Source organism: Haloarcula sp. Atlit-7R, assembly GCF_003666065.1.
In the GTDB taxonomy this organism is placed as follows: Archaea; Halobacteriota; Halobacteria; order Halobacteriales; family Haloarculaceae; genus Haloarcula; species Haloarcula taiwanensis.
The window spans coordinates 1-22,767 of the sequence record NZ_QXIK01000014.1; the positions used below are offsets into that span (position 1 = coordinate 1).

The 22,767-nt window shown below is 53.9% G+C and carries 26 protein-coding genes and 2 pseudogenes; 12 read left to right on the top strand and 16 right to left on the bottom strand.

Features of this window, described 5'->3' with window-relative positions; all coding sequences use genetic code 11:
* The 3 genes and pseudogenes from D3D01_RS25085 to D3D01_RS18935 all read left to right on the top strand — a co-directional run.
* Positions 1-117: pseudogene (locus D3D01_RS25085) on the top strand (TrmB family transcriptional regulator); the annotation flags it as partial.
* A gap of 226 nt (positions 118-343) precedes the next feature.
* A complete protein-coding gene (locus D3D01_RS18930; protein ID WP_233563501.1) occupies positions 344-562 on the top strand; it encodes a HalOD1 output domain-containing protein in 219 nt (72 codons plus the stop codon).
* A gap of 269 nt (positions 563-831) precedes the next feature.
* Positions 832-1,185 carry a helix-turn-helix transcriptional regulator gene (locus tag D3D01_RS18935; RefSeq protein ID WP_199725463.1) on the top strand — a complete coding sequence of 118 codons (354 nt, stop codon included), beginning with the start codon at positions 832-834 and terminating at the stop codon, positions 1,183-1,185.
* A gap of 117 nt (positions 1,186-1,302) precedes the next feature.
* On the opposite strand, the gene D3D01_RS18940 is transcribed toward D3D01_RS18935, so the two are convergent.
* Positions 1,303-1,656, bottom strand: coding sequence for a hypothetical protein (locus D3D01_RS18940; RefSeq protein ID WP_233563503.1), 354 nt, complete (start codon positions 1,654-1,656; stop codon positions 1,303-1,305).
* Between the two features lie 312 nt (positions 1,657-1,968).
* The gene (locus D3D01_RS24240; RefSeq protein WP_199725465.1) at positions 1,969-2,136 is read right to left on the bottom strand and encodes a hypothetical protein; all 168 of its coding nucleotides are present in this window, start codon (positions 2,134-2,136) and stop codon (positions 1,969-1,971) included.
* A gap of 206 nt (positions 2,137-2,342) precedes the next feature.
* Here D3D01_RS24240 and D3D01_RS18945 point away from each other — a divergent pair, with 206 nt between their 5' ends.
* From D3D01_RS18945 to D3D01_RS18955, 3 genes are all read left to right on the top strand, one after another.
* Complete coding sequence (locus D3D01_RS18945) at positions 2,343-2,945, top strand: PaaI family thioesterase (RefSeq protein WP_121513329.1); 603 nt, start codon at positions 2,343-2,345, stop codon at positions 2,943-2,945.
* 72 nt (positions 2,946-3,017) lie between these two features.
* The gene (locus D3D01_RS18950; RefSeq protein WP_121513330.1) at positions 3,018-3,929 is read left to right on the top strand and encodes an alpha/beta hydrolase; all 912 of its coding nucleotides are present in this window, start codon (positions 3,018-3,020) and stop codon (positions 3,927-3,929) included.
* 108 nt (positions 3,930-4,037) lie between these two features.
* The gene (locus D3D01_RS18955; RefSeq protein ID WP_121513331.1) at positions 4,038-4,970 is read left to right on the top strand and encodes a ketopantoate reductase family protein; all 933 of its coding nucleotides are present in this window, start codon (positions 4,038-4,040) and stop codon (positions 4,968-4,970) included.
* Between the two features lie 122 nt (positions 4,971-5,092).
* On the opposite strand, the gene D3D01_RS18960 is transcribed toward D3D01_RS18955, so the two are convergent.
* From D3D01_RS18960 to D3D01_RS18970, 3 genes are all read right to left on the bottom strand, one after another.
* Positions 5,093-5,500: a nuclear transport factor 2 family protein gene (locus D3D01_RS18960; protein WP_121513332.1), complete on the bottom strand. Its 408-nt coding sequence runs from the start codon at positions 5,498-5,500 to the stop codon at positions 5,093-5,095.
* Between the two features lie 76 nt (positions 5,501-5,576).
* Positions 5,577-6,986, bottom strand: a complete 1,410-nt coding sequence (locus D3D01_RS18965) for an FAD-binding oxidoreductase (RefSeq protein ID WP_121513333.1) — start codon at positions 6,984-6,986, stop codon at positions 5,577-5,579.
* A 213-nt stretch (positions 6,987-7,199) separates the two neighbouring features.
* Positions 7,200-7,619: a nuclear transport factor 2 family protein gene (locus D3D01_RS18970; RefSeq protein WP_121513334.1), complete on the bottom strand. Its 420-nt coding sequence runs from the start codon at positions 7,617-7,619 to the stop codon at positions 7,200-7,202.
* A 241-nt stretch (positions 7,620-7,860) separates the two neighbouring features.
* Between D3D01_RS18970 and D3D01_RS18975 the strand changes: the two genes are divergently transcribed.
* Entirely contained in the window at positions 7,861-8,169 is a 309-nt protein-coding gene (locus tag D3D01_RS18975; RefSeq protein WP_255410443.1) for a YbjQ family protein, read from the top strand.
* Positions 8,170-8,363: 194 nt separating this feature from the next.
* Here D3D01_RS18975 and D3D01_RS18980 read toward each other — a convergent pair whose 3' ends face one another.
* Together D3D01_RS18980 and D3D01_RS18985 are read right to left on the bottom strand one after the other, a co-directional pair.
* The gene (locus D3D01_RS18980) at positions 8,364-8,849 is read right to left on the bottom strand and encodes a hypothetical protein (protein ID WP_121513335.1); all 486 of its coding nucleotides are present in this window, start codon (positions 8,847-8,849) and stop codon (positions 8,364-8,366) included.
* Positions 8,842-9,714 carry a ParA family protein gene (locus D3D01_RS18985; RefSeq protein WP_121513336.1) on the bottom strand — a complete coding sequence of 291 codons (873 nt, stop codon included), beginning with the start codon at positions 9,712-9,714 and terminating at the stop codon, positions 8,842-8,844. The genes D3D01_RS18980 and D3D01_RS18985 overlap by 8 nt, the downstream gene beginning before the upstream one ends.
* A 493-nt stretch (positions 9,715-10,207) precedes the next feature.
* On the opposite strand from D3D01_RS18985, the gene D3D01_RS18990 reads away from it, so the two are divergent.
* Complete coding sequence (locus D3D01_RS18990; protein WP_121513337.1) at positions 10,208-10,882, top strand: helix-turn-helix domain-containing protein; 675 nt, start codon at positions 10,208-10,210, stop codon at positions 10,880-10,882.
* On the top strand, positions 10,879-11,574 hold the full coding sequence (locus D3D01_RS18995; RefSeq protein ID WP_121513338.1) for a hypothetical protein: 696 nt from the start codon (positions 10,879-10,881) through the stop codon (positions 11,572-11,574). The genes D3D01_RS18990 and D3D01_RS18995 overlap by 4 nt, the downstream gene beginning before the upstream one ends.
* Positions 11,575-11,657: 83 nt before the next feature.
* Here the strand turns inward: D3D01_RS18995 and D3D01_RS19000 are convergent, their stop codons facing one another.
* From D3D01_RS19000 to D3D01_RS24245, 4 genes are all read right to left on the bottom strand, one after another.
* The gene (locus tag D3D01_RS19000) at positions 11,658-11,930 is read right to left on the bottom strand and encodes a hypothetical protein (RefSeq protein WP_121513339.1); all 273 of its coding nucleotides are present in this window, start codon (positions 11,928-11,930) and stop codon (positions 11,658-11,660) included.
* Positions 11,931-12,086: 156 nt separating this feature from the next.
* Positions 12,087-12,521, bottom strand: a complete 435-nt coding sequence (locus D3D01_RS19005) for a TRAM domain-containing protein (protein ID WP_121513340.1) — start codon at positions 12,519-12,521, stop codon at positions 12,087-12,089.
* Between the two features lie 76 nt (positions 12,522-12,597).
* On the bottom strand, positions 12,598-13,059 hold the full coding sequence (locus D3D01_RS23545; protein WP_147439954.1) for a hypothetical protein: 462 nt from the start codon (positions 13,057-13,059) through the stop codon (positions 12,598-12,600).
* Entirely contained in the window at positions 13,052-13,345 is a 294-nt protein-coding gene (locus tag D3D01_RS24245) for a hypothetical protein (protein WP_199725475.1), read from the bottom strand. Before D3D01_RS24245 ends, D3D01_RS23545 begins: the two co-directional genes overlap by 8 nt.
* A gap of 90 nt (positions 13,346-13,435) precedes the next feature.
* On the opposite strand from D3D01_RS24245, the gene D3D01_RS24250 reads away from it, so the two are divergent.
* Positions 13,436-13,609, top strand: a complete 174-nt coding sequence (locus tag D3D01_RS24250) for a hypothetical protein (RefSeq protein WP_199725477.1) — start codon at positions 13,436-13,438, stop codon at positions 13,607-13,609.
* A gap of 47 nt (positions 13,610-13,656) precedes the next feature.
* Here the strand turns inward: D3D01_RS24250 and D3D01_RS19015 are convergent, their stop codons facing one another.
* From D3D01_RS19015 to D3D01_RS19035, 5 genes are all read right to left on the bottom strand, one after another.
* The gene (locus D3D01_RS19015; RefSeq protein WP_121513342.1) at positions 13,657-15,021 is read right to left on the bottom strand and encodes a site-specific DNA-methyltransferase; all 1,365 of its coding nucleotides are present in this window, start codon (positions 15,019-15,021) and stop codon (positions 13,657-13,659) included.
* Between the two features lie 96 nt (positions 15,022-15,117).
* Complete coding sequence (locus D3D01_RS19020; protein ID WP_121513343.1) at positions 15,118-15,576, bottom strand: hypothetical protein; 459 nt, start codon at positions 15,574-15,576, stop codon at positions 15,118-15,120.
* Positions 15,573-17,573: an AAA family ATPase gene (locus D3D01_RS19025; protein WP_121513344.1), complete on the bottom strand. Its 2,001-nt coding sequence runs from the start codon at positions 17,571-17,573 to the stop codon at positions 15,573-15,575. The genes D3D01_RS19020 and D3D01_RS19025 overlap by 4 nt, the downstream gene beginning before the upstream one ends.
* Complete coding sequence (locus D3D01_RS19030; protein ID WP_121513345.1) at positions 17,566-17,769, bottom strand: hypothetical protein; 204 nt, start codon at positions 17,767-17,769, stop codon at positions 17,566-17,568. Before D3D01_RS19030 ends, D3D01_RS19025 begins: the two co-directional genes overlap by 8 nt.
* Before the next feature lie 44 nt (positions 17,770-17,813).
* On the bottom strand, positions 17,814-19,835 hold the full coding sequence (locus tag D3D01_RS19035; RefSeq protein WP_121513346.1) for a DEAD/DEAH box helicase family protein: 2,022 nt from the start codon (positions 19,833-19,835) through the stop codon (positions 17,814-17,816).
* Between the two features lie 119 nt (positions 19,836-19,954).
* On the opposite strand from D3D01_RS19035, the pseudogene D3D01_RS25090 reads away from it, so the two are divergent.
* Positions 19,955-20,405 (top strand): annotated as a pseudogene (locus D3D01_RS25090) (DNA polymerase I); the annotation flags it as partial.
* An 842-nt stretch (positions 20,406-21,247) separates the two neighbouring features.
* Positions 21,248-22,747 (top strand): Cdc6/Cdc18 family protein, encoded by a 1,500-nt coding sequence (locus D3D01_RS19045; RefSeq protein WP_199725479.1) that lies wholly within the window; start codon positions 21,248-21,250, stop codon positions 22,745-22,747.
* Positions 22,748-22,767 lie beyond the last annotated feature (20 nt).

Here is a 22,767-nt window from a genome sequence, read left to right on the forward strand (position 1 = left end):
GAACCTCGTGACGAAACCGCCATCTGGGGCACGGGTCAGACGAACAGCCTCGTCGTTGTGCTGAAAGCGCTGTTCACCTGGCAGCTCGACAACAATCGCGAGTCGACCAATGAATAGTCACTCAGATTCTCACAACAATGCTATCAAGGTCCGGATCGTAGGGATGGAAACTGAAGCCACGGCGGTTTCCTCCGCTGTTACTTCGTCTGACGACAACCGGTGATGGAAAATGCACGACGATACAGATGAAGGAGGTGACGCGGATCCGACCGACCACCCCGAAAGCACAGATCCAAGCTCCACTACGGTTCGTCATAACTGGAGGAAATCGGGCCGCCCCAGTGTGGCGATCGTCGGAGCAGTTGCGGCGGCCACCAACCAGGAAACGACTGACCTGCCACCGTTACAGGAGACGATCGAAGCCGATGCACTCGATACGCTGCTCGATGGCCAGTCGTCGTCAGTCGCAGCCTCATTCCAGTACGCCGGTACTGACGTCTCAGTGACCGGGGACGGCAGCATCGAAGTCCGAGCTGATGGACAACCTCGGGAATCGCAGTGATACCGACAACTACGGAGTGATCGATGGGTGTGGTAGCTTTGTGGGAACTACAGTACATCAATTCGGCTATGATGTCAAATCACCCACAACCATATCCCTCTGCGGAACCTATCCATAGTACGGAACACAGCACACACTGTGCGTTTAGCCCACCGGTGAGGGCTGCTTGAAACGGGAGTACCCGTTCGCAGTCATCCATTTCTCTTCGCGCAACGGTTGCGCGGAACGCATCACCAAGTGACGCGTTTCGCAACAAGAGCCATCTACAAATGTCGAGCAAAAAAAACGAAGGGGCTGGCGGCACGCTGAATGAACTGTTCGAAATACTCAGCCACGAGTACCGGCGTCGCATCCTTCTGGCCGTTGCCCAACAGAACCCGCGGGACGAGGACGACATCACATCGGAGACAGTCGCGGGAGAGCACGATGACGATGGCGACGCGCTCGAACATGTAAAGACGGGACTTCACCACGTACATCTCCCAAAACTGGCCGACGCGGGTTTCATCGACTGGGATGGTGATTCCGGGACTATCACACGCGGCCCTCGGTTCGAGGAGATCGAGCCGCTTCTCAGATTGATGCACGACCATCAGGACGAATTGCCCGAAGACTGGCCGTAGGTTCTACCAAAGCCGACGAGTAGTGTCTGCGTCCGCTGAAGCAGGCGTGCTGTAGGACTATGACAATCTGATTGCTCCACCGATCGTCGGAGAGAACGCTCTCAAGATGATCTGGAATTAGGAGATGCTCGTTGAGGTGTCTTCTCGATGGTCCTCAATCACTTCAAGCAGGGAGAGAACGTCTTGGAACTCTCGGCCTCGATGTACGGTGCCCTGGTCGGTGTCGTATTCGACCACGTTTGCTTCCTGCAACTTCGGCAGGTGAATGTGGTGGAGCTCGATACCTCGATGTTCTACAGAACCGTTACCGTCTGGTTGGAGTGAATCCGCCCCTCGCAGGTGCTGTGTGAGTTGGTCGACAGTCGTCCCGTCGGGGGTGTCAGCCACCCGGCGGAGGATCTGTCGTCGCTGCTGGTTGGTCAGCAGCTCTAGTGCTGTCTCGGTCGCTATCCGCTGTTCTGAGTTGCTCATGAGTAGTCCCACCATGTCCAGTCGGGACATCGGCTCGCACGAACATGGACTAGATACTTCACAGACCTAACAGATACCCGTGTCGTTAACCCGGATCCTCAAAGCACACAGAGGATTCGAGGTGTAATTGGCTACTTCTGGGTCATAATAATCTCAAAACCGTATGAACTGAGAGCGCCGGTCTCAACTACTGGCAGCTGGTAGGGGCGTGACCGATACAGAGGATGGATGCAACAAGCCACCGCTCTTTGTTTCACACCTGGGAGATGAATCGGAGGACTGGAAGCATATGCAGATACGTTGTCTCGTGAACTACGCTTCCCGCTGATCCCACATGAGACCGAGTGCCGCTCCGAGCGCCATCCCGACTCCGATTCCGAGACCGATATTATCTATGGCTACACCCACGGCGACACCGAGAGCGAGGCCGACGCCGACACCAAGCGCAACTCCCTGTCCAGTTGTTTCGGAGTCAGACACGGTGGGAAGAGAGTGCCGTCGGGGGATAAGCTTACCTTCCGCCACCCACGTTCGGTCGTGCCAGTCTCCCGTGACCGACTCGCGCGCTGTATGCAGCAACGGCTTTTTGATCTACTCAGCATCTGTCGGAACCGGCGTGACCGATACAGAGTGTAGACGTATCGTTTGAGCATAGGGTTATCTCTACTCATACCGTACAGGGCGAAATGAGTGAGAAAAGAGGCCCAACAGTCACTATCGAGTTTGAGCAAAACGAGTACGACCGGCTCAGGGAGGTGACTGATTCGCCAGCCAAGTTGATCTACGACTCAGCGATCCGGCGACTCGAACTGGAGGAGTCGATTGCGTTCACTCGTGACGGGGGGTTCCAGGGTCCAGAGGGATTCAGCAAGATCATGGATCCAGAGTATCCGACATGGCCGCTTGGCAGCTTCCTCGGGATTGAACTCCGCTCAATGGGTGATGGTGAATCGAAGTGGGTGCTCGAAGCGGGCCCGGAACACGCTAATCCGATGGGAACGATTCACGGCGGGATACTCTGTGATCTTGGGGATGCAGCACTCAGCACAGCGTACATGAGTACCGTCGACCCGGACGAATCGTTCACTACGGTTGACCTGACTGTGAACTATCTCCGGCCCGTCTGGAGTGGCCGACTGAAGGCTGTCGGACAGGTCGTCCACAAAGGTCGAACGATCGGGCTCGCAGAGTGTGACATTACGACTGAAGAGGGGGATCTCGTGGCACGTCTCTCTGGAACGTGTATGACTCTCCAGAACGAATCCGCGAACCGGATCGCCCCTGCCTGACCAGAGCAGACCCCACACGAACGTCGGCAGTGACCAGTCAACTATTTCGCCAACCATCACGTATCGTGACAGATGAAACGCGACGTGACGTTCGAATCCGCGGGAGCAGAGCTGAGTGGTTGGTTCTACTCGCCAGACTCGTCGCCACCGTGGCCAGTCGTCGTTATGGCTCACGGGTTCTCCGCCACCAAACAAATGGTCGCAGATCGATATGCCGAGGTGTTCACCGAGACTGGTGTGGCAGTGTTGTTGTACGACCATCGGGGCTTTGGGGAGAGTGGTGGCGAACCGCGACAGCAGGTCAACCCCTGGGTGCAGGCACGTGGGTATCGTGACGCAATCGCGTTTGCGACCACGCTCAAGAACGTCGATCCCGCTCGCATTGCCGTGTGGGGCGATAGTTACAGTAGTGGCGCTGCACTGGTTGTGGCCGCGCTGGATACCCGTGTCGCGGCGCTGGTCATCCAAGTGCCGGCTCTCGGAGACGAGGTTCCTTCGGACGATCCTGATGGCTCCGCTCGTGAATCGATGAAGCAGATGGTTCGCACCGGGTCTGTCGAACCGGTTGCAGATGAGATTCGTGGTCCGATGCCTGTCGTCTGGGATGACCAAGATCGACGTCCATCAGCGCTGAAACCTGAGACAGCGTTTCGATGGTTCAACGGCTACGGAACTCGCCCGGACACCAACTGGACGAACGAGGTCACCATCGTCCGGCCGAAAAGCCCACAGTGGCAGCCTGGACTGTGCGCTACGGACGTTACTTGTCCAGCCTTGTTCGTGGTGTCTCCAGAAGACGAGATGCCTCGCTCTGCACCCACCGTGGCACGTGACGCCTACGAGAGGCTTTCAGGGCCGAAGGAGTGGGTGGAGATTCCGGGCGGTCACTTCGGGCTGTTGTATTACCCGAGTGAGACGTTCGACCGGGCGTCATCGGCCCAATCGAGATTCCTCGTTGAGACGATACTAGCAGAAAGTGACTGAACGCAAACCACAATCGGAGATAGCATTGCGAATGGTTAACACGAGTCGGGCCGAAGATGACGGAATGATAGTAGATAGCTGTGTATCCGTGACTCTAAACGAAGGGCGATGAAAATCGCGGTCTACGGGACAGGGGGCGTGGGTGGGTACTTCGGCGGTCGTCTCGCACAGGCCGGTGCCGATGTCCACCTCATTGCGCGAGGTGACCACCTCGACGCGCTCCGGGAGGATGGGCTTCGCGTCAACAGCGTCTACGGTGATTTCAGCATAGACGTGTCCGCAACGGACGATCCCGCAGACATCGGTTCGTGTGAGTACGTCTTGTTCACCGTGAAATCCTTCGACACCGCGGCGGCCGCCCGCGAGTTGTCCCCGCTCCTCGACGACGACACGGCGGTTATCTCACTCCAGAACGGCGTGGACAACGAAGGGAAAATCGCCGCCGAAATCGGACACGAGCATGTTATGGGGGGTGTCGCCTACATTTTCTCGACCATCGCCGAACCCGGCGTCATCGAGCACACGGGCGGACCGACAAGTTTCACTATTGGCGAGCTGGACGGCGTCCGCAGCGACCGTGCGGAACGCCTTCTGGAATGGTGTGACCGTGCCGATGAGATGGACGCGGAACTCTCGGAGGCGATTCGGACAGACCTCTGGAAGAAGACCGCGTTCATCTGTGCACACGCCGGGATGACCGCAGCGGTGCGACTCCCCCTCGGCGAGATCCGAAACCAGCAGGCATCATGGGAGATGTACCGACGAATCGTCGACGAGGTGTGCAGCGTCGGTCGGGCGACCGGTATCGAGTTACCCGAGAGAACCGCCACCGAGTGGGTGGAGTTCGCTGCCGATCTCGATGCTGAGTCCTATTCCTCGCTCCATTATGACATGACACATGGAAAGGCGATGGAGCTCGAAGCGCTTCACGGCGCGATCGTGCGACGCGGCCGGAAGGCTGAGGTTGAGGTCCCCATGAACGAAGCCGTGTATGCAGTTCTTCGACCGTGGGCCCAGCGGAACGAGCTGGGCCGAGAGTGACTCCTGAGTACTCAGTTGCCAGTTTTGTGGACAACCAGGGGATACGAGAGACGGTATCATGGAATCCGTTCACGGATCAACCGTTCGAGGACGCCAGCGCCGGAAGATGTCGGACGGACAAGCTAGTCTTCGCGCGCGGCGTTGAACAACGCGGTGTCAGCATACGATGTCCACTGAACGATCATTCCGCTCTCGAAATCGAAGACATGTGCGCCCGGGTATTCGACTGACCTTCCGGTCTTGGTATTGGTGCCGCTCCAAGTGAGAAGCACGACGACAGTATCACCGTCGGAGACGTATCGCTCTGGAACGACCGACACATCCTCCCATTCAGTTCCTATCCTGGAAAAGACGTTCTCAACGATCTCGTCGAATCCATGTTGCGTCCCGCCCCCGGCAATCCCCTGTGGTTCGTGTAACTCCACATCGGGATCCATGATGTTCCGTATGGCCTCCATATCGCGCTCAGCGAACGAATCGTAGAGCTTCTGTACTCTTTCAGTATTGGTCTTCTCTGTTTGTCTTGGCATGTAGAGTATCCTCTTTGCGATAGCCGGGAAATGGCCCGCAGTGCGTCAGGCTATCACGGTTACCGTCCCTGTGGTTTCAGACCGCTGGCTGTATGTTGTGGTTGAGATGGAACACGTTCTCCGGGTCCCACTCGGCCTTGACAGCAGCGAGTCGGTCGTACACTTCATTACCGAACGCATCGTGGACGCGCTGGTCGCTCTCGTCCTGGCTAATGAAGTTGACGTATGCACCACCGGTCGCGTGCGCCGTCAGGGCGTCGAACAGGTCACGCGCCCACGCGATGTGGGAGTCGTCCTCGTCCGCGTCGCGCCACCGTGACTGGATGTTCACCACCCACTCGGCATCCCGATGCTGATACGGGGTCGAGTCAGCCGGGCGACGCGATATCTCACGTCCGAGCGCCATCATACCGATCGTCGTCTCCGGGGAATCGATCGTGGAGGCGGACTCGCACATGATGTCGATAGCCTCGTCACTCATCTCCGCCAGGTAGTGTGCCTTCCAGTAGTTACGTGCCCCGGCATTCGTCGCCCCATCGAACATGGTCTGGAACATCGTGTACGGCTTTGGCCCGACAGCGTCGGCGATCGGTGCGCCGATCTCGCGGATCGGCGCGAGCACGCTCTCACCTGTCTCTACATCGCCAGCGTACATTACAACCACCATGAGCACGAGTTCACCATGCACCTCCTCGGGGAGGAACGGGGCAGGCGGGGCTTTGCGGATGGCCATCATGCACGCGACCTCGTCCGGTCCCCGGTCGATAGCTTCGGCAACCCCGCGCATCACTGTTGGAGCGTCCGTGATGCCGTAGACGACAGGCCCTGCGAGGACGGTCGGGTCGAGTTCGTGGAGGTCGAACTCGAAGGCCGTCACAACCCCGAAGTTGCCGCCGCCGCCGCGGAGTGCCCAAAACAGGTCGGGATTCTCGTGCTCGCTGGCCGTGACGAACCGTCCGTCGGCAGTCACGACCTCGACCGACCGGAGGCTGTCCACAGTAAGCCCGAACGTGCGTGACAGGTGTCCGAACCCTCCACCGAGGGTCAGGCCAGCGACACCGGTCGAGGACACGTACCCACCCGGGAGAACGAGACCGTGTGCTTGCGCTTCGACATCCACGTCGTGGAGGAGCGCACCAGGTTCGACCCATGCTGTCCGCTGCTCCGGATCGACGCGGACGGACTTCATCGCCGAGCAGTCGATCATCAGACCGTCGTCACAGACGGCGTTCCCGGCGACGTTGTGTCCGCCGCCGTGGATAGCGACCTCCAGCTCGTGATCGCGGGCGAACGCGACAGCCGCTATCACGTCACTCGCTCCGAGCGGTTGGGTGATGACCGCCGGGTGTTTGTCGATCATGGCATTCCAGATCGAACGCGCCTCATCGTATCCCTCGTCCGTCGGGACCAGTACGTCACCTCTGAACCCGGTTCTGAGTGCGTTGATATCGTCTTCCGAGACTCGTGGCTGTGCCATATTAGACATTATTATCCATTATAAATAGGGTGGCCAACCACATAGCCTCGTAGTGAGCCATGCTATCACGGTCATTGACCTGCGAATAGTGGGAGACATCAAGATTCGACTGCTCCGAACGCGCTTGCATCCCACGGATGCACCGCCTCTTGTTCGAACATCGAAAAAGGACCGACAGAATCTGGCTGATAGCTGACCGGGGTCCAACACACTGCCTCGCACTCAGTTCGTGCCGTCCTCTCCATCGACCTCGTAGACATCTTGCCACGTTTCCTCCCCGGCTTCGGATGGCTCCAGATAGACGCGACCGCGGGCCAACTGGCTGTCCTCCACATCGAAGATAATGACGCCCCACATATCCAGCGGTGTTCCATCAAGCTGTGTTCCCGAGTATCGGAACTCCGTCCAGACGGTGGCCCCGTCCTCCACCATGTTCAGGAGAGTCGCTTCAAAGTCCGGGGTCGTTCGGAAAACGGTCTCCCAGGTCTCGCGTACCTGATCATGACCGGTGAAGTTGCGCTCCGGGTGTACGGGTGTCTCCGTCTGATAGTCCGGTGCGATCCATTCCAGCATCCCTTCTGGGTCATGGTCGTTCTGTGCCTCGACAACGTGTTTGACAACAGTGCTTGGACTGGCTCCCATACCCGTCTAAACGGGAGGTGCGGAGATAACCGTTGGTAAGCGATCGCGGCATATCGCACGCCGTTTCTATCAGGTGTTGGTATTACCCACCGCTTATGAAGTAATAAACTCACAAAACGAGGTTGAAACACCAATAACTGTCCCTACAGTCGAAGATAACAACCCAATTCCGACATAATCGGCCGTATTGAGGTTTGGGCTACGCTAATCGGTGAATAGCATAATCAAGGTGCTACCCGGGGTGCGCGAATACGAGAGTGTCGCGGGTCACGAGGTCGTGGAGATGCTCGGTATCGCCCGGGATAACACTATCCGAGCACGGAATGTGGGACGCGATATCACCCAGGGGATTCGGAATCTCGCTGGCGGCGAACTCACGGCCTACTCGACGTTGCTTGCCGATGCCCGAGATCAGGCCATCGAGCGGATGGAAGCGGACGCACTCGAGATGGGAGCTGACGCCGTCGTGAACGTCCGGATGGAAACGTCCGAGGTTACCCAGGGTGTATCGGAAGTGATCGCCTACGGCACGGCTGTCAAACTCGCCTGAAAAACTGCCTGACGTTCTGCCCCGGCACGATCCATATGCATTGAGCGCACCGGTCTCAACTCCTGCGCGACCGCCGTTCGGACCCGGTTCTGAGAATAATCGCGAGACTGCAAGCAGATAGCTTGCTACACAATCTGCATAATGTACAATGCGCACGAAATTTGAATGGTGAGGAAAATCAGCCAAATCCAATGTTAGTCGTTCGTAGCTTGCTCGCTCAGCATCTCAACAACTTCCTGAACACGTTCCTCATCGGCTTCGATACCACGCTCCCGGAGGATCTGGAGGGCAACCTCATCACCGTGGTCCGCAATTACCCGGAGACACGCATCTTGAAACTCTCTTCCCTCAAACTCGGGAACATCAAACATAGAACACGCAGCAGTTACCGATGATCGCATCCGGGTGACGCCATCCCACGTGTCCTCCCGGACATAGAAGCCGTGCATATCGGTCTCATCAAAGGAGAAGGCCGGTCCACCGGTAGATTCGTCCACATCCTCCTCATCCTGCTCAGGAATGGACTCAGTCTCCGACTCTGTGTCCTCAGTAGTTATCTCTTCATCCGGTTGCGGTTCATCCTGGGCGTCAGTACGTTCGTCGTCATCCGATTCGGCTCCTTCCTCCGTTTGTTTGAGCTGTTCAGCGACGTCCCCGAAACGGTCGTCCTCATTAGGCATGGCTGTGTTCCTCCACGAGGTCCGCTAAGTGATCGAAATTCGGGATCTGGTCGCAATATTCGTCGAACTCTGAGACCGGCATTCCTTGCTTGAACGCGCGAGAAATCGCGGTCCGTTCGCGAATCCCTGGCTTCGGAATACTATCGATGGTGCGTTCCGAGTCATCGAGGGCATCGAAGATCTCCGGGTCCACACGAGCGTACTCAGGGACGAACGAACCGAACTCTCGGTTGAGATTTTCAACGAGGGTCCGATGTTCGTTGTGTTGCCCCATCGTTTCGCGAATCATATTCGGGGTAACTGCGAGGATATCTAACCCGATATTCTGCCGGATTGGGGAGATCTGGCGTTCAATCATCTTATTGAGGCCGTTGATCGAGCCAGCACGCGGGATTAGCGGAATTATGACGCGTTGGACGGCGATGAGGGCGTTATCGGAGAGTTTTCCACGGCCGCCTGCGGCATCAATTATCACGTAGTCGTATCCATTTTGAATGAGCGGATCGACGACGTTCCGCCGAAGTTTCACGTCTGCGAACCGTTCGTCCTTCAGCCTCGTCTCAACGTTCTCGAGCTCGTTGCTCGACGGGAGGAGGTGAACGCCGAAATCCGTCTCGATAAGCAGGTCTTCGGGGTCTTCACCGTCGATGAGGGCGTCACCGAGGTTAGCATCTCGGTCGTACGCATCGTCGTATCCCAACTGGGTCGTCATGTGCCCGTCCTTATCCAGATCCAATAGTACCGTCTCATGGCCACGAGCAGCGAGTCGATCAGCGATGTTGAGCGCGATCGTGGATTTCCCTACCCCTCCCTTGAGCAACGAGACAGCTGCTCCGGGGAGCCCTTCAAACTCGTCAGCACTCATAGCTCAGCACCCCCATGAGAGGCGGATTTTGTACATTTTGTAGGTAATGTACATTGGGTAGATGTTGAAGGTTGCGCGAGTTTTGTCGATAATGTAAGTTTCGCACTGGTCATACGCGGTCAATGAAGCTCGTCCAACTTAATTCTGTGTCAGACAGATTGCGTACGCTATCTACACAATCTACATTTTGTACATTTCGTAGATTGTTGGCACAACCTCAATTGTCATAATCACCGTCGACCCTACGCAATCTACATAATTTAGATTATCAGCATTTCATACGTATTCATCGCAATCTTTGCCACCCTCACGAATCAATGGAAGATGCCTAATTTGCATTATCTACATTATTCACATTATGTAAATTGGCTATGAGATCTACATTCTTCAGTCATTCAATGGAAGAGTCCCGAGTGATAGAACTCAGACAGAGCCGTTCTCCCCGCCCTCTAGTAAGACTTTTAACTGTTACCGGATTATTGGTAGCTGCCAGATGTACGAGGTGCTCGACGACACCGCGGCGCAGGTCATCCTCGCTATCGAGAGTGGTGACTCTATCCGCCGTGTCGCCCAACACCTCCACACACCGTACGAGACGGTGAGACAGGCCGTCAATCGGCTGGAAGACGCAGGCTACGTCACCTATGACGACGGTCTCACTGTCGTCGACGAGCGCGTACGCGACGCAGCACTCGAGCTCGTCGCTGCCAGCGCCGGCGTCAGTCCACCCTCCATCGAGGAAACATACGTCGTCCCACAGTTCAGTGACTGGCCGTTCGCGTTCACACGGATCGACGCCGTCTACGTGTGGACTCAGGGCGGCTACCAGGTCGGCCGCGAGCCCGACGACTATCCACTGTTCCTCGCTGTCCGTGAGCAGGACGTCGACGCCTGGGAGACATTTTTCGAGTGGTTCGACCTCCCGACCGCATTCGAACGACAGCTCCGAGACGAGTTGGACGGACCGCTGCAGATCGTCCTCGAACCATGCGTGTCACTCGATATCGAACACGTCGAGGGGTACCCGGTGATCCCGATAGCAGAGACAATCGAGTATATGCGCGAGAACTACGCCCAGTTCCAGTCGGCGCTCGCGATGCTCGACCGGATGTACGAGGACCTCGACCTCGGCGTCACGTATCGAGAGACCGAACGGGCGCAGCCATGAGCTTCAACAATCGAAGTGACGCACTCATCGAACTGCTCGAAGAGCTCACCCACGAGGGCCACGAGTACGTTCTCGTCGGTGGCTACGCAGTCTCAGCGTTCAACGCACGCTTCTCTACGGACCTCGATATCGTCGTCGCACCGGATTCCAAGGCCGAGTTCGTCCAATTCCTCGAACGGCGGGACTTCGAGGAAACGGACAGCCACGCTAAAGAGTGGTTCTACGACACCGAAGTGATCGAGTACGAGAAGCGGCTCACGCCGCAACAGCCGATCGGCTTCGATCTCCTGGTAAACGGACTCGGGTGTCGCCAGACGGAGGCACAGTGGTCGTTCGACTACCTGTACGACCACAGCCACCAACAGGAGGTGAGCGGAGGCACAGTGACGACGACGGCTAGAGTCATCGATGGGGCAGTCCTCGTCGCGGCAAAGCTCCACAGTGGCCGAGAAACGGATCTTCGAGACATCCTGGCAGTGGCTGAAGAGATCGACCTCAACGCTGTCACACCCCACCTACGGCGAGGGGACGACGATGCGCTCCGGGAGCAACTTGAGCGTGGTCTGGAGATCTTGGAGAGCGAAGAACTCAAACACGGATTTCGGAGTGACTTCGGGGCCTCAGCTGTCTCAGAAGAAACGGTCACTGCCCTTCAAGAGTATCTGTCTTCGCAGATTGACCTCCTGAGCTGAAGCGGTCGGGACCTCGTAGATCGGAAGTGAAGATAGGGGCCTTCGGCGTGCCTGCAGTCTGTCAAAAAATTGGAGGGGCGGTGTCAGTCGACCGTCGCTAACACACGGACGTCCGTAGCTGAGTGTCGTTCCCGTTCAGTACGAGCACCGTGCTCGCGGAGGAACTCATCAATACGGTCGGCAAGGGACTCCGCATCCTCCCTATCGACGTGGACGATCAGCGTCGGACGCTCCTTATCGCTGTTCTCAATCACGAGCGAGACATCCTTGAACTCGTCCGGCTGTCTATACGCCTCGAACTCATCGGCGACCTGGTCGGCTAGGTCGTCGAGTACCTCAATCGGTTCCTTTGTCATAGATTGAATTTCGACCTTGGAAGGTTGTGCCATTACGAACGGTGGAGAAGACATGACGTGACTTTCAGAACCACCTCCATCATACAAACTCAAACGGAGCCTTCTCACACCGATGGTTTACCGAGAAGAAGACCGATCCACAGAAGGGACAACAGGTTAGAGTGCTCGCGGATCGCTATCGACGATGCTCGCAAACGCGACGTTCTCCTGAACTTGTTCGATTTCGACTGTTGGTTCGTCACCGGGTTGAGCGCCGGGAACGATCACGACGTACCCACGTTCGACTTTTGCAATACCGTCTCCCTGATCGCCGACAGTTTCGATTGTTACGTCGCGCACTTCGCCCTCATCCACGGGCGGCTCCGAGGAGGATTGGTTCTTAATCTCCCGAGAAGGAGGCTGTTGTGACTCTGGTTGCATCGACGACGCTGTCGAGACTTGGGACTCTATAATGGCCACTCGATACGTTTCGTTTGTTGACAACGCTTCATGATCGACTTCACTCGAGGGGACTTCTACTACGTATCTTCCATCCTCTTCTTCGATCGGAGCACTAAACAGGGAACAAAGGGGGCTGGGGATCTCGACCATTTCTAGTTAGATGAGCTTCCACGGTAATAATTAGCTTCTGTGATGACCACCGCCCCCTGGTCCAGATTGGGAGACGTTAGGGAAATAAATCGGCGAGAGCGGTCTCTTCGACCTGCTCACCGTCAGTAATGTGGATAATCACTTCGTCTTCAGACGAATAATCTTTGAGAACCTGAAGACAGCGTCCACAAGGGGATGACATCTCTTCATCCGCGACTGCAACACCTACAATTGGTTGCTTAGTGCTGTCAAACCCTTTCCAGACTGCAAGTTCGAGAGGATGTACATCATGAGATATCCCTTTCGTTAGTCGAGTTCCAGCCCAGACAGAGCCATCCTCAGTTCGGACTGCTACCCCAACATCTGATTCATCTTTGGCCTCAAACGCTTTTTCCCGCAGAGACTCCCAGCGTGTTTCTTCATCTTGTTCATCCCCACTTGAAGGAATACCGAGCTGATCAGGGGTTAGCCGTCGTATTTTAGTCGGTGTACGGTGGGTGTTTCTGATTCCCAGCTGTGTTTGGGTGTGCTCAGTCATAGGTGACAAATGACTCCTCCGTTATTTCTGAATCACTAGTTCTGTACAAGTGGGAGAAAGCTTCTCCACCAAATTCGTAGCCAAATTCTTCAATGAATGTCTCAACAAGAGTATAAGCAGAAGGATCGTCCACCTCAAATCCATAGTCGCGGAACAGATACGCAGACAAAGATTCTGCGGGGATTTGGTTGTCATCACAAAGATGGTGGCGGGCAAGCTGCCAATGACGATCTTCAATTCCCCATTTCGAATTATGTCCTCCTTTCTCAACTTCGGCGATTTGCATAAGTGGGGCAGTTGATCGAAGGGAGGAAGGAGCATATGTACCGGCGACGTTCTTATTATACCAGAGAGAACTCAGCGACGGGTTTGTTGATTGATTGAAGGGGACAAAATAGGGCTTGTCCGAATCATCCTCCCCGACACGGAGGTAATCGTCGAAAAATTCGTTATAGGGAAAGGAGAGTCCAGTGTTCCGATTATCGAGCCCGGATTGTTGCTGGAGACAAAGATATCCAGGAAACATCCGGTGGATAGGGGCATCGACTAACCGGTGGAGACAATCTCGTACGACTTCAGGTTTCAGGACGTATCTCGTCATTTGTATGTGGACAGTGCTTGGTCCTGTTGGAAGTTGGAAATATCTAAGTCTGTCCCAAATCCATTATATCCGAGACTGTTCGCAACTTGGATGGTGGTTCCAGAGCCAGCAAATGGGTCAAAGACAGTTCCCCTATTCCAATCAGGATCCTCGCACTCACAGCTCGTCCACCCGACAGTAGTCCACTCAGGGAAAGTGAACTCACGGAAGTAACCACCTAGAATTTCTTTTGCCTTCTTAGCACGACGTTGAACATCTTCATCGTTTGCTCCTGCACCAACTTGGAATTCCTCTGCTTTCCCCACGTCAGAAATCCCGACAGCCTGAATGGCTCGGATATGGTCCTCTGTCAATTCGTCGTGATTATGGTAAATTTCCAATGCCCGCTCTGCTTGCGGACGATCCGTATTGAGCTCTGTTAATCCTCGCTTCGTATCCCGACGTCTAGGCTCATTACACTCGGAACAGATTGAAGGAGGACAGGCAAGCGTGATTGCCCTCCGCACTAGGTCCCGTGGGAAAGGAGCAAGGTGATCTCCAGTATTCCGATCATGAGAGATCCGCCATACGTCTCCCGGGTTAGATCCATTTCCGTATAACTCTGAATAGCCGTGCAAGTCATAGAAATAATTATCTTTGTCTTGGACTAGATGGAATATTGGCTCATGCCGTGGAACAAGCCGGTCTTGGGCTGAAGACGGGATTCCATTATCCTTAGCCCACTGAATTTCGTTCCGAATAGTCCATCCCGCCTCTTGAGCAGCTCTTGCAAACCGACCAGGGATTCCCTGAAGGCTTTTATTATGGTATGTGTCGCCGATGTTAAGGAATACAGACCCAGTAGGCCGCAGAAACACTTTCCAGTGCTCTAGTGCATCGATCAGGTGCTCGATATAGGTATCCGGGTCAGGCTCCTGTCCCAGCTGGTCTTTGGTCCCATAGTCCCGCTTTTGCCAATAAGGGGGAGAAGTGACGATGAGATCGACGGAATTCTTGCCGAGATCGATCGCATTCTCTTGATTTTCACTTCCTCCATCTTTGGGATGGATTTTCGCTGCGTCGGCCTCGACGACATTCCACCAAGGCTCAGTATCAGCAGGAAATTCGCCTTGTCCTTCTTTCAGTTTCTCCAAGTCAGGAGCAGGGTGATCAAAGTACTCCTCTAAATCACCGACTAGATTGACCGCAGCTTTCGGGTTGTCAAGGAGATAATCATACAGATCATCAACACTACTAGCCTCCCCGACTTCGTCCACGAAGTCCGTAAGAGAGGTAGAATTGTTTTGATGACTGATGTGCTGAGCTATAATTTCTATTACACCTCGAACTTCCTCGTCAACCTCAGATAGATTCTCATCCATGAATCAGATCCCTCCGACAGAGTGGGGGTTGCATCGTTGTTACGTTTGTTTCTCGGGGTGCTACTAGTGGACTTCGCAATAATATTCGACGACGACTCACGGTTCGTCGTCCTCCTCTGGCTGATACTGCTCCTTGACCTCGAGAGCCAGTTCCCGCCGTGGTTCGTCATCTGCCGGACCAAATACTCGGCCGTGTAGCAATTCGATTCCCGCATTAGCGTACTCTTCTGCGATCTCATAGACCATCCGCTGGTCACGAAGAACTCGAACATCTCTCTCTTCACTCACTGCCACAGCCTCGATAACAGCCTGCTGGCGTTCCGATAGACTCGCACGCCCGAAAAACGCGCCCTTTTCGTTCTTTATCGTTTCAGGCATTGTGTTCTCTCTCCCATATCCAAGTGCAAACATGAACAGATCGTGATTCTCAGCTTGATAGAAGGGAGAATCCTCAGATTCCTGCAACGCCTCAAACATTTCTCGCCGTTCGCTATCTATATGGACGTCACGCCGGGGTTCACGTTCCTCGTAGCTGTCTTCGGTATCTTGACTCATCGGTCGGTCACCTGTGTTACACCGTTTTGGAATTCAAGATGGTACTCATTCGCAACCTCGTTGGAAATGTACGCCCTGACGTCTTCACTATACTCGACGTCAGTCATGAGGAACGTGACCTGGGTATCATTCAGGTAGTCAGGTACGTTCTGCGCGATAAGCTGTTTCGGCTCGCTAGATATCCGTCCCAAGGGTGTATCGATGACAACAGGGGCGGAGAATCCGCTGATTTTGGAAAGTGCAGCCATGAACGAGAGAGCAAGCACTTGTCGTTCGCCAGCAGAAAGTGAACCCAGATTCTTTCGACCGTCCGGACCGTAGAGGCGCACCTCATACTCTTCAGTGAGGACTACCTCATAGTCTTCATCTTTCCAAATAAGATCGTTATAGTATCGTTCGAGCCGTTGTTCAGTTTCTGTCCGAACCTGCTCCAGAATCTCTCCTTTGATCTCAGAGAGCTTGTCAGTCGCACTGTCGATGAACTCACTCTGTCTCACAAGCAGGTCATGTTCGTCCTGCTCTCGCATTGCCTGTTTCCACTCCTCTCGACGCTCATCAACGACATCTTCTTGTTGTTCAATTTTCCCGTTCAGCTCCCCAACTTCACGTTCCATCTTACTGATCCGACCTTGGATATCCCGACGGCGTTGCTCTAGTTCCTGGGCGCGTTCATTATCGATGATATCTTCGTCTTCAAGCTGGGCAGAGATGTTGGCCAGTTCTGTCTCGTTCTCGTCGATAGCTGTCCGTGTATCCTCTAGCTCGCTGAGGTCAGCTAGGAGATCCTCAATAAGCGATTCGCCATCACGGAGTGCTCGCTCCATCCGGAGTCGACCCTCAATTGCGTCTTGGCTTTCACTAGTTTGCTCTTCCAACAGGCCCTCAATGTGTTCTCGTGAAGAGTCACATTCAGCCAAGTCAGCCCCACAAACACACGTATTCCGAGAAAGAATCCCTCGTAGTAATTCCTCTGTTAGCCCAGGGACACCGTTTTGTGACGATTCGTACTCTTCCAGTTCAGAAACAGCATATCGGAGGGCATCAGCGTTGTATGCAATCCCGCCTGCTCGGGCGAGTGATGCCCCTACAGCCTCTTTCGCATCTACAAGCTCCTCTTCTTGTTCATCCAAGCGTTCTTCCAGATAGACACGGCGCTGCTGCATCTCCCGAACGTCATCGTCTGCACTACCCGCAAGCTCATCATAGATGTCATCTATTTTGCCCTCAGCGGTGCTGATCTCGTCCTCTAAGTCATCCCGCTTTTGTTTGAGCCGTTCTAGCTCTTGTGAGGCTTCTTCCTTCCGTTCTTGGAGTTCTTGTATATCACCGCCCAGCTCGGAGGATTCACTCTCAAAGTCCCGCTGTACCTTCCCTAAATGACTAACAGCACTATTCAGAAGTTCAATATGAGATACATCGAGCACAGCTGCCCGTACGTGGTCGGTGTATCCAGTTTGGAAGAACTCATCTAGCTGTTCACCATCGAACAGGAAATATTCGTGGACGTGGGTTGGAAGAATCTCGCGAAGAATATTTTCAGGGTTCGGGTTCGGTCGCCAGTCATTCCCGCCAAACCGCTGGCGTAGCCGAAGGTCACCTATAGAGCTGTTAAATTGTCGTTCCTCGCGGTCTCCTTCCGCAGCATCTTCTTGACGAGCTGTCGAGAAAGTTCGTCGGAAGGCGTACTCGGGTTCACCTTTACCCAGCTTGATCTCGATGTGCCCTTGTATCGATTCACCAGGTTCCAATTCCTTCAGCCGCTTCTTGTTGACAAGCGGGTCCGACTCGAGGCCCTCGTCATCGTTCGAATCAGTATGGGTTTCTTCCCCGTAGAAACACAGCGTAATCGCGTTCAGAATGTTTGACTTGCCAGATCCATTCTGCCCCTCAATCACGTTGATGTGCTTCTCAGACGTAGTCTCTAAGGGGATAGTTTGATTTCCTTCATATTGTCGGTAATCCTCTATTTCGAGTTCGAATATCTGAACGTTATTCATTGTCGAATTCCTGCAGTGATTCGTTCCCGACAAAATTGTCCACGAGTTCTTTATACTGCTCAGCGTACTCGGCTCGCGGCTCTTTCAGAATGTCCCGTTCATGCTCCAAAACCCCGCGTAAGAAGGCCCGAAGATCGTCATCCTCAACCTCGTCAACACGGTCAAGGATCAACGAATGTACCTCGGAGTCATTCATGCGATACTGCAACCATATCTACAAACGCTTATCAATGTATCTTCTCAGATACCATATGCGATACGAACGTCTTCGATCTTGTTGCGAGCTTCATATTCGTTTTCCGCTGTTTCAGCAAATTCCTCGAATCGACGAAGTTCCTTCTCAAGGATGTATTGTTCAGACATCGCAATATCCTCGTCTGGCTCAAGGGTTGGAACCACGAGTAGATCATAGATGTCCGCTCGATCCTTACCGGGGGCTTGCCGAAGAACTCTACCTCGGCGCTGGATAAATTGCATCGGGTTCCCGGTATTAGCCATCAAGATTGCTGTCCTGGTAGCTGGAACGTCAACACCTTCGTCTAGACACCGCATTGCCACAAGCGCCTCGTATTCACCCTCTCCAAACCGGGTAAGTAACTCCTCGCGCAAATCATCACCCTCCTCATGGGTAAATCGGTGATGCATTACCCCGAATTCGTTCAGAATCGACCCGACTGTGTCTATCTGTTCTGAGTTTGTATAGACTAGAAGGTGCTTGATATCATCTAAACTTCGGAGGATATCTCGGAGGACATCATACTTGTTGATCGCTTCTTTAACGATTTCTGCGCGTTGTGATTGGAGAATATTTGTTGTCTCCTCATCCGCATCTTCAGAGTATCTTGATGCGACTACAGACTGAGTCATTTGACGATAGTCCTCCAGCTCGTCTTCATCCATTTCAACAACAATGGGATGATACCGATATGGGGTCAGATACTGCGGGATGGCGTCTTCTAACGGGTACTCGTATATGACCCCGTCAAAATAGTCAAGCAGGTGGTTAGAACCTTCTTCATCATAATAGCGCTCCGGTGTCGCTGATAGCCCAATCCTCGTGTCATAGGAATCAAGAAGCCCTTTTCGCCTGCCCTCGGAACCTAGGCCGTGTACTTCGTCCCCGATGAGGATTGTATCCCGAGAAAGCTGACTCACTTTCTCTCGAAAGTGCTCTCCGGAGAACGTTTGATGAGTTGTAATCAGGCATTCGTAGTTCTTGATTCCGAGTTCTAAATTTGAAACCGCTCGAGAGAGATCGTTTTTCCAGTCCGGATTAGCTGAGTGATAGACAAATTTTGGTTGGTCAAGCCCGAACGTTTCCATCTCCTGGGCCCACTGCCGCGCGAGGTGTTTCTGAGGGACAGCAATTACACAAAGGAGTGGATCATCTACGGTATCTGTGTATTCATCAAGCGCCGCTAGAGCTGTGAACGTCTTGCCTGTTCCAGTTGCCATCTGGAATAGGCCATTGTTGTCATTCTCGAACCAAGCATCAACAGCGTCCCGTTGATAATCTCGGAGAACAATTTCAGATTCTGTGGTGGCGACTGATTCTGGCGGTTCATAAGGTCGATTGTTATTATCTCGGAGTTCAGCGATTCCCTCCTTAACTCCCTCTGGGATTGTATGGACCCCAACATTCTCATCTTCGTCTTCCCAAAGATTCTCAAACCGCTTTTCTTGCATATTCACCCCCTCGTTATCACGGTCGCTAATCCAATCGCAGTCGATGGTATATGCTTCGTAATTCCGGAGAGCCTGTTCGCTATCATTCTGGGAACCATGGAAAGCAACACGATTCCCATACCAGTCATAGAATACTCCAAATTTATCGTGAAAATCACCCGACAACTTCTTTGAAGGAACAGCCAGCTTGATTTCGAGTAAACCGTCGGCGATCATCCACGCGATCGCATTGCGAGTTTCATACTCCAGGTCATACCGCAGATCAGAAATCGTGCTATCTAGCGAGTTTCGGAGTACCTCATCCGATTTAGCACGGTTACCCCTCTTAAGAGCCTCCCAGTCATCTTCTTCCAAGATAGGACTCATTATCCACTGGGCTGTACCGCCATTTTCAGCAAGTTCCGCTATTCCCCGTGCTGCAGATCGGACCCAATTTGTAGTGAAGTATCCGACACCACGTCGATAGATCTTAGCTCGTGAGAGAAGAGGGATATAGAAATCCTCCATGAGGTCATCAGAAGAGGTGTCGATGACCCTAGGGAGTTCCAAATCTGTGAAATCGCTCTCAGGCTCCATCTTAAAATAGATAATGTGGCAGAGGTTCAAAAGCGTATATACCGTCTTTCCCGGATTCGGACTTGAACTATGAACACCAAGATCGACCAGCTTTGAGAATGAGTATCGTTTCCGGAAATGAGGAGGACTGTCTCGACCGGCTCGATACCACACGGTCACCGGACGCGGTACTCGGGCGTCTGAAACGAGTAATCGACGAGCTGTAGACGGGTACCGTAGCAGTGGAACGGCTCGTTGAGCGGATCACGTCTCCAAGCCGCTGAAAGGCTACTCACAGAACACCCAGTTCGGGGAGATCGAGCCAGCCGACGTACCCGGAGAAATCGAATACGTGGTTGTCGACGACGAGAAAATGTCGCGAGAACGGGTTCTGTTGGCACACGAGGTAGTCGGATCGTACGATCCCTCGTACTACGAAACGCAGTTGGTCCGAGCTGTCGAGAGCATACTGGCACCTCTTGACTGGATTCGGAACATATTCGACGAGAGATCAACGGAACACGTGTAGTCGGTATCATGGACTGGACCTGGCGAACCCCCTCCCCCCTTTTTCGAGTTGTAAACTCGTGACGGCAGGAGGGGGTGAACAGCAAGAGGGACTGCAAAATAGCTGATTGTGGCAGATACACACGATAGAGAGAGTGAGCACCTCATCTTCTAACTTGTAACTAGAAATGAGAAGGTTTATGTTGTACGTTATCTTACCACAACCGCACTAGAGACAAAGAAAACAAATCGTCTAGCTGCAGCTAGACGATTGAGATCTCTGGAGTAGATGACCTCTTCATCTCGTCCGTGGTTCTGATCCGGTGAACTATCACGTCTCATCGCCTCTACGCCAACTTCTGTTAACTCAACGCTCGTTACATGGCGTCTGGTGTGGCCTGTTCCCATCGACTTACAACTCGAAAAAGGGGGGAGGGGGTGAACCATTCGAGATCACCAAAGCGGCTTCGCCAGCAATCATGTCCGAAACCCGGTATTACTCTCATTCGTGAACAGGTCCTACGAGCATCGTTCTTTCGCTACTATTCTGGTGCTTACTACTCGAAAACGGGGAGTGTGAGTAAGACCGTATCACCCGAAGCATCATTCACAAAATCCAGATTATGTGGATTTTGCTTCGAGACTCACTTCTCCTTATAACGTGAGGGTGGGAGTATCGAACCAGGTGTGTTACCGCCCCAACGTCTTACAACTCGAAAACGGGGGGTCCGGGTCATCGAGGAAGATCGACGACAGCGAGCTTCGTCGAACCGTTACAACTCGACAACGGAGGGTGATAGATTCCGAAGACGGTATCTGACTCATACTGAAGATACGGGTCTGTAGTTGTTAGATGGCCTGTTTTCGCCCGGTTACAACTCCACAAGGGTCCATATTTTTATACCCAGAGTTCGAGGGGGTTCATAATGGGACGAGAGGGACGTAGAGCAGGATCGAATAATCCGGAAGGTGAGGAGGATCGTCAATCTTCTGCTGCTGATCCTGAAACTCCTGAATCGACGGATGAGGAGGTGGCGTCTCCTGGCACGTCACAAACGACCTTCGAAAACGGATCAGATCCCGCTGATTCGTCTCAAGAAGCAACTAACGGCGACGGTGGCGGCATCTCAATTCGTGATCGGCTCCAAACCGAGTCGTCCGGTGGCGTTTTCGCGAACAAAGACCTCGTCCGGTCAGATACTATCATCGACGAGGATCGTATCGTCGGTCGTGACGACCAGCTGGGCCGTGTCGTCGACAATCTAAAACCGGTCCTCCAGAATGAAGGGATCCCGGATATGCTCCTGAGCGGGCCATCTGGAACGGGGAAATCGCTCATCATTCATGCAGTCTGCAAACAGATCGTCGAACTGTGTGAATCCCAAGGCAAGACCTTCGGGGTCATTTCAATCAACTGCGAGGGGCCAAAGACCGCAGATCGGGCTGTCTATCGGTTAGTCAAAGCTGCTGCCGACGACCTCGGCGTTGATCCTGGTGTTCCCCAAACCGGCGTCTCAACGGATCAGAAGCTCGAGCGACTGTACGAACTCATGCGAGAGTATTACGATGGTGTCATCTTCATTCTCGATGAGATCGATATGCTCGAGGGACCGTATCAGGAAGCAGAGTACAATTCTCTCATCTACCAGCTTTCACGGGCTCGCAAACTCGCCGACTTTGATGGTCCCATCTCGCTCACGACGATCACGAACTACGCTGATTTCATGAAGGATCTCAACAGCCGCGCACAGAGTTCTTACAACCCTGACGACATCTTCTTCGACGATTACGATGCGAACCAGCTCCGCAGTATTCTCCGCAACCGGCGGGACGCCTTCAAGCCAGACTCACTTGCAGATGACGTTGTTCCGCTTGTTGCTGCGTTCGGCTCCCAAACACACGGGGATGCACGGAAAGCGATTGACCTCCTCAGATGGGCTGGTGAATTAGCCGAGCGGCGTGGGGCTGACACGGTTATCGAGACTGATGTCCGTGATGCTCAGGAAAAATACACCGAAAACCGCAAGCTCCGCCATATCAGCGGCATTTCGACTCAAAAGAAACTCTCCATCTACGCTGTAGCGGCCACTGCCCACTACGCAAGAGAACATCCTGAGTGGATCCCTGCTGGACCTGCGTTCAAGACGTACCAATTCATTGCCGATACGATGGATGCGGACCAGTACAGCCGTGAGACGTTCGTAAATCACGTCACAGAGCAGAGTACGTACGGTGTACTGGACTTCGAGCGTCGGGGCAAGGGGCGAGGCAGAGGAGTGCATATGTATTTCTCCCTCTCCGAGGATCCGGAAACGATCATGGAGACGATCCGTGAGGATTCCCGGTTCGAAGATCTAGCTCACGAAGAGGCGACTATCAGCGCGGTTGTCCGCGAACGGCTGAAGCAGTTCCGGAGTAAGAACTGATCTCGCCCGTATTCTCCCCG